At 71.6% G+C, this 13,507-nt stretch carries 12 protein-coding genes; 3 read left to right on the plus strand and 9 right to left on the minus strand.

What is annotated here, in order from left to right; all coding sequences use genetic code 11:
• Nucleotides 1-153: 153 nt before the first annotated feature.
• Entirely contained in the window at nucleotides 154-1,566 is a 1,413-nt protein-coding gene (locus QUY26_RS37220; RefSeq protein WP_289954622.1) for a PP2C family protein-serine/threonine phosphatase, read from the minus strand.
• Nucleotides 1,567-2,018: 452 nt separating this feature from the next.
• Here QUY26_RS37220 and QUY26_RS37225 point away from each other — a divergent pair, with 452 nt between their 5' ends.
• A complete protein-coding gene (locus tag QUY26_RS37225) occupies nucleotides 2,019-2,453 on the plus strand; it encodes an SgcJ/EcaC family oxidoreductase (RefSeq protein WP_289954624.1) in 435 nt (144 codons plus the stop codon).
• Nucleotides 2,454-2,568: 115 nt separating this feature from the next.
• Here the strand turns inward: QUY26_RS37225 and QUY26_RS37230 are convergent, their stop codons facing one another.
• From QUY26_RS37230 to QUY26_RS37265, 8 genes are all read right to left on the minus strand, one after another.
• Nucleotides 2,569-3,213, minus strand: a complete 645-nt coding sequence (locus tag QUY26_RS37230; protein ID WP_289954625.1) for a response regulator transcription factor — start codon at nucleotides 3,211-3,213, stop codon at nucleotides 2,569-2,571.
• 12 nt (nucleotides 3,214-3,225) lie between these two features.
• Nucleotides 3,226-4,680: a sensor histidine kinase gene (locus QUY26_RS37235; protein WP_289954628.1), complete on the minus strand. Its 1,455-nt coding sequence runs from the start codon at nucleotides 4,678-4,680 to the stop codon at nucleotides 3,226-3,228.
• An 18-nt stretch (nucleotides 4,681-4,698) separates the two neighbouring features.
• A complete protein-coding gene (locus QUY26_RS37240; protein WP_289954629.1) occupies nucleotides 4,699-5,481 on the minus strand; it encodes an ABC transporter permease in 783 nt (260 codons plus the stop codon).
• Nucleotides 5,478-6,266 carry an ABC transporter ATP-binding protein gene (locus QUY26_RS37245; RefSeq protein WP_289954631.1) on the minus strand — a complete coding sequence of 263 codons (789 nt, stop codon included), beginning with the start codon at nucleotides 6,264-6,266 and terminating at the stop codon, nucleotides 5,478-5,480. Before QUY26_RS37245 ends, QUY26_RS37240 begins: the two co-directional genes overlap by 4 nt.
• Nucleotides 6,267-6,390: 124 nt before the next feature.
• Entirely contained in the window at nucleotides 6,391-7,680 is a 1,290-nt protein-coding gene (locus tag QUY26_RS37250) for an MFS transporter (RefSeq protein ID WP_289954633.1), read from the minus strand.
• A 93-nt stretch (nucleotides 7,681-7,773) separates the two neighbouring features.
• Entirely contained in the window at nucleotides 7,774-8,211 is a 438-nt protein-coding gene (locus tag QUY26_RS37255) for a helix-turn-helix domain-containing protein (RefSeq protein ID WP_289954634.1), read from the minus strand.
• A gap of 569 nt (nucleotides 8,212-8,780) precedes the next feature.
• Nucleotides 8,781-10,130 (minus strand): 3-phosphoshikimate 1-carboxyvinyltransferase, encoded by a 1,350-nt coding sequence (gene aroA, locus QUY26_RS37260; protein ID WP_289954639.1) that lies wholly within the window; start codon nucleotides 10,128-10,130, stop codon nucleotides 8,781-8,783.
• A 67-nt stretch (nucleotides 10,131-10,197) separates the two neighbouring features.
• Nucleotides 10,198-10,644 (minus strand): flavin reductase family protein, encoded by a 447-nt coding sequence (locus QUY26_RS37265; protein ID WP_289956358.1) that lies wholly within the window; start codon nucleotides 10,642-10,644, stop codon nucleotides 10,198-10,200.
• Nucleotides 10,645-11,246: 602 nt separating this feature from the next.
• On the opposite strand from QUY26_RS37265, the gene QUY26_RS37270 reads away from it, so the two are divergent.
• Together QUY26_RS37270 and QUY26_RS37275 are read left to right on the plus strand one after the other, a co-directional pair.
• Nucleotides 11,247-12,488 carry an ATP-grasp domain-containing protein gene (locus tag QUY26_RS37270; RefSeq protein WP_289954641.1) on the plus strand — a complete coding sequence of 414 codons (1,242 nt, stop codon included), beginning with the start codon at nucleotides 11,247-11,249 and terminating at the stop codon, nucleotides 12,486-12,488.
• Nucleotides 12,489-12,534: 46 nt separating this feature from the next.
• Entirely contained in the window at nucleotides 12,535-13,497 is a 963-nt protein-coding gene (locus QUY26_RS37275) for a DUF1611 domain-containing protein (protein WP_289956359.1), read from the plus strand.
• Nucleotides 13,498-13,507 lie beyond the last annotated feature (10 nt).

Genomic DNA, 13,507 nt, shown 5'->3' on the forward strand with positions numbered 1-13,507 from the left:
GTGGCTAGGTCTTCGTCTTCGGCCGCGTACCCGGCCCGGTCGCGCATCCGGTCATGAGCAGGCATCCGGTCATGCATCCGGTCATGAGCAAGCTGGTCCAGGAACCCGGCAACGCGCGAGCAGGTCAGGGAATCGGGTCGTGAGCGGGCGGTTCTAGGCCTCGACCCTGGCCACCAGCAGGCAGGCGTCGTCCTCCCGTGGGGCCACGCCGAACTCCTCGACGGCGATGCGCACACAGTCCTGCGCCACCTTCGCCTCGGCGAAGCGCGGTGCCAGGGCGAGCAGCCGGTGCGTCGCGGCCTCTCGGGAACGCCGCGGCACCAGGCCGTCGGTGTGCAGCAACAGCAGGTCGCCGGGGCGCAGTCGCTCCTCGGCCTGTTCGTAGGCGGCACCCGACGTCGCACCGAGGAGCACGCCGTCCGGTGGTGTGAGCGCGCGCCCCGTCCCGTCGCGGAACAGCAGCGGGGCGGGGTGGCCCGCCTGCGCCCAGGTGAGGGTGTGCTCCTGCGCGTCGTACAGACAGCAGACGGCACTGCCGAGTGCGGGCTGCACGGACGCGTCGAGTAACTGGTTCAGCCAGCCCATGAGTGGGCCCGGGTCGGCTCCGGCGACGGCCATGCCGCGCAGGGCGCCGAGGAGCATCGCCATGCCCGAGGTGACCGTGACGCCGTGGCCCGTGAGGTCGCCGACGCTCAGCAGGGTGCGGCCGTCGGCCAGCTCCAGCGCGTCGTACCAGTCGCCGCCGATGAGGGCGGTCGAGGAGGAGGGGAGGTAGTGGGCGGCGAGGTCCAGGTTCGCGGAGCCACCGTGGGGGAAGCGCAGGGCGCCGCGCCACGGCGGCAGCACGGCTTCCTGCAGTTCGACCGCGAGGCGGTGCTCGGTCTGTGCGATGTGCCGCTGGTGCTGCAGCGAGTCCCGGGTCTCGCGCACCACGCGCTGGCTGCGGCGCAGTTCGCTGACGTCGCGCAGGACCGCCCACATGGAGGCGGTGGAGCCGTCGGGGGCGAGCACGGGCTCGCCCATCATGTGCACCTGGCGGACCGTGTCGTCGGGGCGGACGATGCGGAACTCGCCGTCGATCGGCTTGCCGTCGACCAGGCAGTCCGTGACCATCGCCGTCAGCAGCGGCTGGTCGTCGGGGTGGACCAGGGAGGGCAGCTCGTCGAGGGAGAGGGGCGGCGCCGCCGGCTCCCGGCCGAGGATCTGGAACAGCTCGCCGGACCAGGTGGCCTCGTCGGTGAGGAGGTTCCACTCGGCGCTGCCGACCCGGCTGAGCAGGGAGCCGTGCTGCGGCTCCGGCCGCGCGGGCCCGGTGTCCGGGGCGGGGGTGCGCGGCGGGCCGTCCCGCAGCTGGGCCAAGTGTCCGTGCAGGTCGTTGAGTTGATGGACCGCCAGTTCGCACAGGGCGCGCTGCCAGCGGCCCGTGGGGTCGCTGTGGTCGGCCACGGCTTCGCGGCGCACGGCGTCGACCTCGCCCCGCAGTCGGCGCGTCTGCGAGATGAGCGCGTCGACCGCGCCGTGCTCCTGCGGCCGGTCGGGGCGGTCCGCGAACACATGGGACGGCATGGGGTGCTCCGTTGACGATGCGGTGCGACCGGGCTTGCTGTGGGGGTCGCCGGTCATGGTTCCTCGACCGGTTGCGGTGTGGCGTTCGTACTGGCCTTCGTGCGTCGGGTACGTGACGTGCGCGCGTGACGGGAGTGACGTGCGTGCCGGCTTCCGTACTGACTTCAGTGACAACTCTTCGACCGCTAACGACTCTGGCACAGCGCGCCCACGCTCGTAAGGGATTTGGCAACACCCGATGCGGTGGTGCTTCTGGCATATGCCAGCGTCCTCGCGATGGCAGTGCCTGACACGTGGAGCGGTTGCCCGGCGCCGGAGGTGCCCGTCGGACCTTGTTGACCTCAAGTCTGCTTGAGGTTGTTGAGTTGCTCTCGGCGGCGAACACGTCGCCCCGGAGGGATCCGGTGACGAGCATCCGGTCGGTCGGACCGGGTGGGGAAAGGGGCGCGGTCATGACGGACGAGATTCTTGTGGTGGGGGCCGTTCCGGCACCGACCCAGGCGGCGGTGACGGCAGTGGTGAAGGATCTGGAGAAGGCCTTCAACGCCCATGACCCCATCGCCCTCAGCGAGCAGTTCGCCCAGGAGGCATCCTGGACCAACGCCGTGGGCACACGCCTCGACGGCCGCGCGGCCATCGCCGAGTTCAGCGGACCCGCGATGAAGGGCTTCCTGCGCGACTCCTACGCCCGCTACGACGTCGTCAAGCTCCTCGCGATCACGCCCGAGGTGATCGGCGTGAACGTGCGGCAGACCCCCACGGACAGCTCCGGGAACCCGGTCGCCGGCCCCCGCGGTGCGACGACCTACGTGATCGCTCGGCAGGCGGACGGCTGGAGGATCGTGGTCGGGCAGAACGCTGCCGTCGACGCCCCGCCCGCCGCCTGATCCGGGCGTCCGCCCGCGGCCGGGACGCCCACGGGGGTGGTGTCCCCGCCCGCGGCCGGTACGGGCGTTCCGCTCGCAGGGGGAGCGCTCGTACCGGGTCCGTCAGCGGGACCCGTCAGTCGCGCAGATAGCGCAGCACAGCGAGGACCCGCCGGTTGGCGTCGTGCGACGCGGGCAGTCCCAACTTGTCGAAGACAGCGGCCACGTGCTTCTCGACCGTGCCCGCCGAGACCACGAGGGTCCGGGCGATGGCGGCGTTCGAGCGGCCCTCCGCCATCAGCGAGAGGACCTGCCGCTCGCGCGCGGTGAGCGGCGCGAGCTCGGCGGCGCGGCTGCTCGCGCCCGCGAGCTGCGTGACGACCTCCGGGTCGAGGGCGGTGCCGCCGTCGGCGACCCGGGCGAGGGCGTCGGTGAACTCGGCGATGTTGGCGACGCGGTCCTTGAGCAGATAGCCGACGCCCGCCGAACCGGCCGCGAGCAGCCGCGTGGCGTACTTCGTCTCGACGTACTGCGAGAACAGGAGCACGCCGGTGCCCGGGTGGTCGCGCCGGATGTCGATGGCGGCGCGCAGGCCCTCGTCGGTGTGCGACGGCGGCATCCGGATGTCGACGACCGTGACGTCCGGGCGGTGCTCGGCGACGGCGGCCCGCAGGGCGTCCGCGTCGCCGACCGTCGCGCACACCTCATGACCGCGTTCCACCAGCATCTGGGCCAGCAGTTCCCGCAGCACGGCGGCATCCTCGGCGATCACGACACGCATGGCGGAATGATCTCACGCGTGCGGCGGCAGCTCGACGACGACCGTCGTCGGCCCGCCCTCGGGGCTGTCGACTCGCAGGCTCCCGTCGACCGTGCGCACGCGCTGCGTCAGCCCGGTCAGACCGCTGCCCGCGCCGACGGCGGCACCCCCGCGCCCGTCGTCGGACACGCACAGCCGCAGCACCCCGCCGCTGCCGACGGCGTCTGCACCGTCCCCGGCCGGGATCTGCGTCGCCGTGATCACGACCTGGGACGCGCCGCTGTGCTTGATGACGTTCGTGAGGAGTTCAGCCGCGCAGAAGTACGCGATGGTCTCGATGGCGGGAGTCGGGCGCCGGGGGATGTCCGTGGTCAGCTCGACGGGCACGGTGCTGCGGGCGGCGAGGGTGGCGAGGGCGTCGGGCAGGCCGTCGTCGAGGACCGGCGGGTGGATGCCCCGGGCGAGGTCACGCAGTTCGGTGAGGGCTTCGGTGGCATTGCGATGCGCGCCGTCGACGAGTTGGCGTACGCGGTCGAGGTCGAGGGGCGGGCGCGCGGCACCGCCGTCCGGCTCACCGAGGCGTTCCTTGATCATGTCCAGGCTCATGGCCACCGCCACGAGCCGCACCTGCGCGCCGTCGTGCAGATCGCGCTCGACCCGGCGCAGCAGCGCGACTGAGTCGTCCACCGCGAGGGCCCGGGTCTCCTCCAGGTCCCGCACGCGGGCCGCGAGGCGGCTGGGCCCGAGCAGGGAGCGCAGCAGCCGCCGGTCGGCCTCCACGACCAGCCGCGTCGTCCAGGGCGCGAGCAGCAGCAGCGCAAGGCCGAGCGGGACCGCCACGAACGTACCGGCGAACGTGTGCACGTCGAAGCCGCCGACCGGGACCGGCGTCACCACGGGCATGCCGCCCCCGGGCGCCGCCTGCTGCCCGAACACGCCCCACCGCAGCGGCGCCGTGAGGTTGATGAGGCCGGTGACCCAGAACAGCACCGCGTACATGCCGAGCGCGCTCACCGGCAGCTTCACCAGGGCGTACCACACGGCCCGCCAGCCCGCGCCGTCCCGCAGCCGCGCGTCGACGCGGCCGAACACCCCGGAGCCGGGGCGAGGCGGCACGGGCCCCGGCACCCGCTCGCCGAGCAGCCCCGACGCGAGCCTCCGGTGCAGCCCGCCGAGCCCCCGCGCCAGCCACAGACACCCCACCAGGACCAGCACGCCGATCACCGCGCCCACCAGAGACACCGTCAGGCCCGTGCCCAGGGCGAGGAACACGAGCAGCACGACACCGCCCATCAGGCCGAGCGGGAACGCGAGGAGGCAGTATGCCGCTTCGGCCCAGGCGCGGCGGGTGAGCGGGGCGCGCAGGACCGTGGTGGCGCGCGCCAGGGGTGCGCCGGGTGCGGGGCGAGGGGTGGGCCGGTGGGAGGGGCGCATGGAGGGCCTGGTGGACCTGGGGGAGTCGTGCGCGGTGGAACGGGAGTCGTGCATGGTGATCAGTTTCCCCTGTCAGGCGTCGCGGCGGGCGAGCAGCCGGGCGCCCGCGCCGAGAGTGGCCGCCACGTACAGACACAGCACGGCGAAGCCGGTCCACGGCGTGAGCATGTCGGCGACGGGCTTGGCGACGGCCAGGGAGTTCCCGGCGATCATTGTGGGGAAGAACTTCGCGACGGTCGGGCCGGAGAGGCCGCCGATGACCGCGGGCAGGACGAAGGTGACGCCGACGAGGACGGCGATGGCGCTCGCCGTGTGCCGGGTCAGGGCGCCGATGCCGATGCCGAGCAGCCCGACGAGGCTCAGGTAGGCGCCGGCGAGCAGCACCGCCCGCAGGACGCCCGGGTCGCCGATGCCGGGGCGCGGCACGCCGTCGGTCAGGGCCGCGCGCCCCGCGAAGAACGTCACGAGGGCGACCGCCTCACCCACGACCAGCGTGACGACGCCGTACACGGCGGCCTTGGCGGCGAGCATCGTGCGCCGGTCGGGCACCGCGGCGAGCGTCGAGCGGATGGAGCCGCAGGAGTACTCCCCGGTGACGACGAGGACGCCGAGCACGCCGACGACCAACTGGCCGAGCGCGACGCCCGCGAGCACGTTGTTGGTCGGGTCGAACAGGGCGACCTTGTCAGGCGAGGGAGCCTGGGTGTTGGCCATCGTGACGACGCCGACGGCGACCATGCCCGCGACGGTGAGCAGCAGCGCCCACGCCGTGGAACGCAGGCTGCGGAGCTTGATCCACTCCATCCGGGCGGCCCGTACGAAGGGGGTGTGGCCAGGGGGCGTGTGAATGGTCATCGGGGGTTCCTCTTCGGGGCGGTGTCGGACGCGGGCGCGGGACCGGCGGCGGACGTGCCCTCGTGGTGGGCGGTGCCCCGGTGCGCGGACGCGGTTTCCGTCAGGGCGAAGAACGCCTCCTCCAGCGACCGCCCTCGCCCGGTCAGCTCCCGCACGGATGTGTCCGCGAGCAGCCGCCCCTGCCCGATCACCACCAAGTGGTCCGCGGTGAGCGCCATCTCGCTGATGAGGTGGCTGGACAGGAGCACCGTGCGGCCCTCCGCGGCCAGGGACCGCATCAGGTCCCGGATCCAGCGCACGCCCTCCGGGTCGAGCCCGTTCACCGGCTCGTCGAACAGCAGCACCCCGGGGTCGCCGAGGAGCGCGGCCGCGATCCCGAGCCGCTGGGCCATGCCGAGCGAGTACGTTCCCGCCCGCCGCCCCGCGACGTCACCGAGGCCGACGGTGGCGAGGACCTCGTCGACGCGTGTGGACGGGATGTCACCCGCGGCGGCCAGGGCGGACAGATGCGCCCGCGCGCTGCGCCCCGGGTGGAACGTGCGTGCTTCGAGGAGCGCGCCCACCTCGCGCAGCGGCCGCCGCAGTGCGGCGTAGGGGCGTCCGCCGATCAGGGCCTGCCCCGCGTCGGGTCGGTCGAGGCCCATGATCATGCGCATGGTGGTCGACTTGCCCGAGCCGTTCGGCCCGAGGAAGCCCGTCACGGCTCCGGGTGTCACGTCGAAACTCAGCGCGTCGACGGCGGTGTTCGGCCCGTACCGCTTGGTCAGGCCCTTGGCCTCGATCATCACCACTCCTGCTGCGAACCCGGCGTTGTCATGTGGCTCACGCTAGGTCGGGGGCAGGGGCCGTCGTAACGCGGCTTTCCTCCGACTGAGCTGGGGGTTCTCCCCCAGGATGGCGGATTCGGGCTCAGCCGGGGCGGTGCGCGCGGGTGCGGTCGGACCAGTTCACGACGAGCGGTACGAACTGGCCGGTGACGAGCAGGAGGGCGCCGACGACGAGCCAGCCCGGCTCGCCCCAGCCGAGGCAGAGCAGGCCGAGGAGCGGCGGTCCGATCGCGTTGGACAGGCCCTGGCCGATGGCGAAGAGACCGGAGTACTGGCCCTGTGCGTGCTCCGGGGCGAGGCCGAAGGACAGCTCGAACGAGGCGGCGGCGTGCCACAGTTCGCCCACGGTGTGGACGACCACGCCGAGCACGATGACGACCACGGCGACCCATCCGGGCGCGCCGCCCGCGGCCGCGATGAGGGCCGTGGCGAGGAGGAACGCCACCCCCGCGCGGCGCGCCACCCGCCCGGCGGCCCTGTTGTTGTCGACGCCGCGGCTGACCCGCACCTGGAGGCAGACCACGAGGGCGGTGTTGACCGCCACGCTCGCGCCGACGAACCAGCGCGGCGCGTCGGTGTGCCCGATGATCCACAGCGGCAGGGCGAAGACCAGGATCTGGTTCTGGACGGTCATGACGGCGTCCAGGGCGGTGAGCGCCACGTACGGCTTGTCCTTGAGGGCGGGCCAGCGGCTGCCCTGCGCCGGGGCGGCCATCGGCGGCACGGACGGAACGCGCGAGGAGACGACCGCGGAGACGAGGAACGTGGCGGCGGTGCCGAGGACGAGGCCGACGTACGCGGTCCTGGTGTCCCACTGGACGGCGACGCCGGCCGCGAGGGCTCCGCAGCCGACGGCGATGTTGTTGAGGGCGCGCAGGTAGGAGCGGTAGCGGGTGGGGTTCGGGGCGCCCAGGGTGCGGGTGAGCGGGCCGCGGGCGGCCGTACCGGCCGAGGTGGCGAGTTCGACCAGGCACAGCAGCGCGATCAGCGAGACGAAGGAGTGCACGAACACGAGGCCCGCCACGGCGAAGGCCTGCACGATGACCGCGAGCCGGAAGACCTCGCGCGGGCCGCGCCGGTCGGCGAGGCGGCCCACGGGGATGCCGGCGGCGAGTCCGATCAGGGCGGCGGCGCCCAGGGCGAATCCGACCCGGGAGACCGGGATGCCCACGGATCGGGTGAAGAACAGCGCGGCCCCGGCGATGAAGAGGCCCTTGCCGATCTGGTTGACGAACGTCGCGGCGGCGAAGACGCGTTTGGGGCCCGTCTCGGGTATGAGGCCGCGGGCCACGAGCCAGGCCGGTAACCCGCATCCGGCGCCCTTCGCGTCCGCTGGCCCGCTCCGCCGGTGCTGCTGCCTACTGGTGTCCAACTGGCTGTCCTTCCGGACTGGTTGACGGCGTGTGACGCGAGGGCGGCGGCCTGAGCGGGCCTGCGGCTCAGGTGGGGGAACGCCCTCGGAGGATCAGGTGGGGGACACGCCCTCGGAGTACTGGGCGTAGAGGGCGGCCTGGGTGCGGTGGGTGGCGCCGATCTTCAGGTAGATGCTGCTGAGGTGGTTCTTCACGGTCTTCTCGGAGATGCCGAGTTCCCGGGCGATGAGCCGGTTGCTCAACCCCAGGGCCAGCAGGTGGAGTACGCCCCGCTCGCGTGCGGTGAGGGCGGGACCGGCGGACGGGACCACTTCTCGCGGGCCGATCAGGCCGACCTGTCTGGCGTAGAGGGCGGCCTGGGTGCGGTCGGTGGCGCCGATCTTCAGGTAGATGCTGCTGAGGTGGTTCTTCGCCGTCTTCTCGGAGATGTCGAGCTCTCGGGCGATGAGCCGGTTGCTCAACCCCAGGGCCAGCAGGCGGAGTACGTCCAGCTCCCGGCAGGTCAGCTTCGCGGGCCGTGCCTCTTCCACGTCTTGCCTCTTCCTTTCTTCTCCCGTGGGCACAAGAAAGAACGTCAAAGGGCGTCCGTGTGATCACGCCAGATCGTTCGTGGGTGAAAATGAGAACGCCGCAAAGGGGGTGGAGGCGCGACGGGAAGCAGCGCGCAGCTGGCCGGCGATGGCGTCCTTCTCTACGCTTGAGGCGTGGACGGAAAGTGCTCAAGCGCGGCCTAAAAGCTACACGCTTGTGCGGGCAATTGGCTAGGGCTTTTCGGTTGAATCTTGGATTTCTCGCGCTTGTCGTGTGCGACTGTCGTGCGAGAGTGCTTACGGAATTACGGGGTCCGTCCATAAGCGTCGACGGAATTCTGGGGTCCGTCCAAATGCATCGACAGAATTCTGGGATGCGTCCAAGGCTTTCGACGGAATTCAAGGGTCTGTCGAAAGCCGCACACGGCTCCTGCGGCCGCACACGCGACTGGGCGCGCGGGCGTGATCTCCAGCCCGCGCGCCGCCTCCGCCGCCTCCGCCGACGGCCCCGGCCGGTGCCCCTGCCTCCTCTTCCTCGCCCCCTCTTCCCTTTCTGTGACTTCTGCCCCCTATCTCTCGTCCGCCCCTTCTTTCTCCGTGGCCTCAACGGCAGTTGCTCGTACTCCTGCCTTCGCGAACTCCTCCAGGAAGGTAGGAAAGGATAGCCGGACGTCCTCGAAGCCGGAGAGCCGGTTCGCGGACCGCATCCGCAGGCCGGCCACGAACAGGGACATGAAGATGCGGTGGTCGCCCCAGCTGGACAGCGTCACCCCGCCGGGGTACGTCAGCGCGCCACGGACCTCGAAGCCGTCGCAGATCCCGTCGTCGTACAGGACCTCGATGTCCACGCCCGCGCGCGTCAGTTCGGCGGCCATGGCCTCGATGCGTGGCGCCTTGTGGAAGCGGGTGAGGCGGCCACCGGTCACCCGCAGGCTGCCCCGCACGTACGCCCCGAGTGCGGCGAGCGTGGGCACGATGTTCGGGCAGTCCCGCGCGTCCACCTCGAAGTCGCCGCACAGGCTGCCCGGCGGGTTGTCGACGGTCAGCGAGGAGGTGGCCCGGTCGAGGGCGAGCCCCACCCCGAGCCGCTCCAGGATCGGGACGATCGCGAACTCGCCCTGCATGCTGTCGCCGTACATGCCGGTCAGGACGGTACGGCCCGGGAAGAGCGCGGCGGCGGCCAGCAGGTACGAGGCCGAGGTGTAGTCCTCGTGCGTGGTGACGTCCTGGGCCTGGTAGGCGGAGGGCTCCACCTGGTAGTGGCGCAGGTCCTCCGACGCGAAGACCTTGATGCCGGCGTCGGTCATGCTCGCCAGCGTCTGCCGGATGTAGGACGGGGAGTAGACCTCACCCGTCACCTCGATCTCCACCGGCCCCTCGGCCAGCGGCGCCGCGAACAGGAGGGCGGTCACGAACTGCGAGCTGATGTCACCCGGCAGCCGGCACGTGCCGCCCTTCAGGCCGCGTCCCCAGTTGACGACCGGGGCCTTGTCCTCGCTCACGATCGACTCGATGTCCGCGCCGAGTTCGCGCAGCGCCCGCAGCAGGGGCTCCATCACGCGGTTGCGCAGGGTCGCGTCGCCCGTCACCACGACCGGCGACGGCTGCACCGAGGCCAGCGCCGTCACGATGCGGAACACCAGCCCCGAGCCGCGGGACTGGATGACGCGCCGGACGTGCGGCACCGACTGGCCGATGCCCTGGATCTCCAGGAATCCGTCGTGCTCGGTTATCTTCGCGCCGAAGGCGCGGCAGGCCTCCTTCATGGTCTCCGTCTCGTCGCAACGGAGGTCGTTGAAAACCCGTGACGTGCCCTCGGCCAGTGTGCCGGTCAGAATCGCTCGTTGTGTCTCCGGTTTCGAAGAAGGGACGCGGAGCGTTCCGGAAAAGGAATCGACCGGATCAACCTGCAGCAGCATCCTTGTATCTCCCGTTTCCCATCATTCGCCGTCCGGTACCCGTGGTGATCTGAATGGTGTGTCCCGCTCAGGCCAGGAACCGGAAGGACCTGTCGTAATAGACCATGGGGGTCCCCGCGCCCTCGCCGAGACGCACGCCCGACACCCGGCCGACCAGGATCATGTGGTCCCCGGCCGGATGCCGGGCGTGCGCATCGCAGTCCAGCTCGACGAGCGCGCCCGCCACGGTCGGCAGTCCGCCGGGCGTGCGGGACAGGCCGTCGGCCGCGAACTTGTCGCCGCCTTTGGTCGCGAACCGCTCGGCCAGCGGCCGGTGTTCGGGGCCGAGCACGCTCACCGCGAAGTGCCCGCAGGAGGCGAACGCCGAGAAGGAGTGCGCCGAATTCGCCAGACAGACCAGGACCAGCGGCGGACGCAGCGACACCGAACAGAACGAACTCGCGGTGAAGCCGCGCGGCACCCCGCCTTCGCCCACGGTCGTGACCACCACGACCCCGGTCGCGAACCGGGCCATCGCGGCCCGGAAGTCCTCCGAGCCCGCCCGTCGAATTGTCTCTGTCTCCTGTTGTGCCACGGCAGCACCACCACCTGTCCCGCGCAATTCGATCCGGTTTCGGAGCCCAACTGCAGGGCCGTTTCCCCGCTGCGCACGAAAGCGATTTCCGCAGCGCGAGTCAATGTCGTCCCACCGCTCGGCGCTTCGCTGTCGGGGCGGCAGTTCGTGAATGGCTTCCTGGCCCGCACGACAGCCCAACTCCGGCGGCGGGGGCGCGACAAGAATTTTGTGTCCCGTACGAAGCACGGGCAATAGGTCCATCTGCCCATGGCGATTGCCGTGCACGGCAGTTCGGTCCCTCGCGGCGGCAACAGGCAGCAGGTGCCGCGTGTTCGCGTACCTCCTGGCGGAGTGGCGCTGGGACTTAGGTCCTATTCTGGCCAGGCCGGACCCATGCCAGGCTGAGGCCGCGCGAACGACGCGCCGGGGGCCGTTCCCGGGATTCAGGTCCGGGTCCGGGTGCTTTCTCCGGTCCCGAAAGGCCCGCCGTCGCCGCACCTGTCAACCGGCCGTCCCGGCCGGGCACATTCACGCATCCTGTACACCGTGAGGACACATCCATGTCCGGCGCAATCCTGTTCTTGAACCGCTGGCCTTTGTACGAGGACGAACGGCGCTGGGAGAACCGCCTCGCCGCTCCCGAGGTCGTCCTCCCCCCGGAGGCCGACCGCGTCACGTACGTGTGCGACGAGGGCGGCCGCAGTGGAGTGCCCGCGGACGCCGAACGGGTCCACCTCGTCACGGACTTCGGCGACCTCGACGCCGTGCTCGGGGTCGTCGACGCCGTCGTCCGCGACGAAGGGCCGTTCGACCACGTCATCGGCTTCTCCGAGATGCTCCTCGACCTCGCGGCGACCCTGCGCGAGCGGTACGGCATCCAGGGCTTCAGCCCCGAGGAGACCTCCCGGTTCCGCGACAAGACCGTCATGAAGGAGACGGTGTCGCGGGCCGGCGTCCGCGTGCCGCGCTGGGCGGCCTGCCGCACCGAGGAGCAGACCCTCGCGGCCGCCGAGGAGTTCGGCTATCCCGTGATCGTCAAGCCGGTGCGCGGGGCGTCGAGCCAGGGCGTGCGCGAGATCGCCTCGGCGCGGGAACTGCGGGCCTCGTGCGCCGGACAGAGCCCGCGCGAGCTCGAGATCGAGGAGTTCGTACGGGGCGACATCCTGCACGTCGACGGCGTCCTGGACGCCGCGGGCAAACCCCTGTTCCTCTGCACCTCGCGCTACGTCTCCACCTGCCTGGACTTCGAGCTCCTGGGCGAACCCCTCGGGTCCGTCTTCCAGACGGACCCCGCGGTGCGCGGCCGCTGCGAGGACTTCGCCCTGAGGTGCCTGACCGCGCTCGGCCTGCACAGCTCCGCCTTCCACCTCGAACTCTTCGACACCGGTGATGAGTTGGTGTTCCTGGAGGTCGGGGCCCGGGTGCCCGGCGCCGACGTGCCGTACGTCATCCACGACGTCCACGGCGTGAACCTCTTCCGGCTGTGGGTCGACGTGCTGCTCGGCCGCCCGGTGGAGGCGCCGGTCCCCGAACCGGAGCTGAGCGGGGGCTGGCTGATCGTCCCAGGTCCCCGGCCGCTGCCCCGGAAGGTCACCGCCGCCACCTCGCTCCTGGGTGTCGTGCCGTATGTCTACCGGGAGCTGGTGCCGAGGGCGGGCGAGGTCCTGGCCCCCAGGCCCGGCTCGTACGCCACCCTCCAAGGCGGCCGCTTCCTGTTCCGGGGCGGCACTCAGGAGCAGATCGAGCGGGCCGTGCGCCAGGCGCGTGCGCGGTACCGCCTGACGACCGAGCCCGTCGCCTAGTGCGCCCGGCCCATCCCGTGCCACCGGCAATCGACCCGTCGCCGTCATCGACAGCCGCAAGGCCGGCCGGACCGTCCAGGACGTCCTCGGTTACGGCGGCGCGATTCCGATCGTCGGCCGCGTCGAGCACGCGCTGCCCCTGCGCCCCGAGGTCATGGTCATCGGCAAGGGGCTGCACTCCGCCGAACTGCCCTCCGGCTGGAAGCCGCACCTCCTCGCCGCCGTCAGGAACGGCCTGCACCTGATCAACTCGATCCACTACCGCCTCACCGACGACCCGGACATCGCCCGTGCCGTCCGCGCGAAGGGCATCACCGTCTGGGAGACCAAGGACGCCCCGGCCGTGCCGCTCAACCGGGCTCGCGTCCTCGACCTGGACGCCTGGGTCGTCCACACGTGCGGCAGCGACTCCAACATCGGCAAGAAGACCGCCGCCCTGCAGATCTGGAACGAGGCCAACCGCAGCGGCATCCCCACCGGCTTCGCCGCCACCGGTCAGAGCGGCATGCTGATCTCCGGGCACGGCGTCGCCGTCGACGGCGTACCCGGCGACTTCATGGCCGGCGCGGTCGAGCACGTCGTCATGGAGGCCGCCGCAGGCAACGCATGGGTCGTCGTCGAGGGCCAGGGCTCCCTCAACCACATCGGGTTCAGCGGCGTCGCCCTCGCCATCCTCCACGGCGCTCTGCCGCACGCCCTGGTCTTCTGCCACCGCCTCGGCGCCGAGCGGACCAAGGTCTGGGAGACGCCCATCATCCCCGTCCCCGAGCTCATCCGCATGAACGAGGAGCTCACCGTCTTCGAGCGACCCGCCAAGGTCGCCGCCGTCAGCGTGAACAGCGTCGGCTACAGCGAGCAGGACTACCGCCGTCAGGCCGAGAAGCTGGAGGCCGACACCGGACTGCCCGTCGTCGACCCGGTCCGTGCGGGCGGCGCCGCCCAGCTCGTGGACATCCTGCGCGCCCACCGGCGCGAGACCGAGGCCCGGCAGTTGGCCGGCCGGCGTTGAGCGCGGCACC

Source organism: Streptomyces flavofungini (assembly GCF_030388665.1).
Lineage (GTDB): Bacteria > Actinomycetota > Actinomycetes > Streptomycetales > Streptomycetaceae > Streptomyces > Streptomyces flavofungini_A.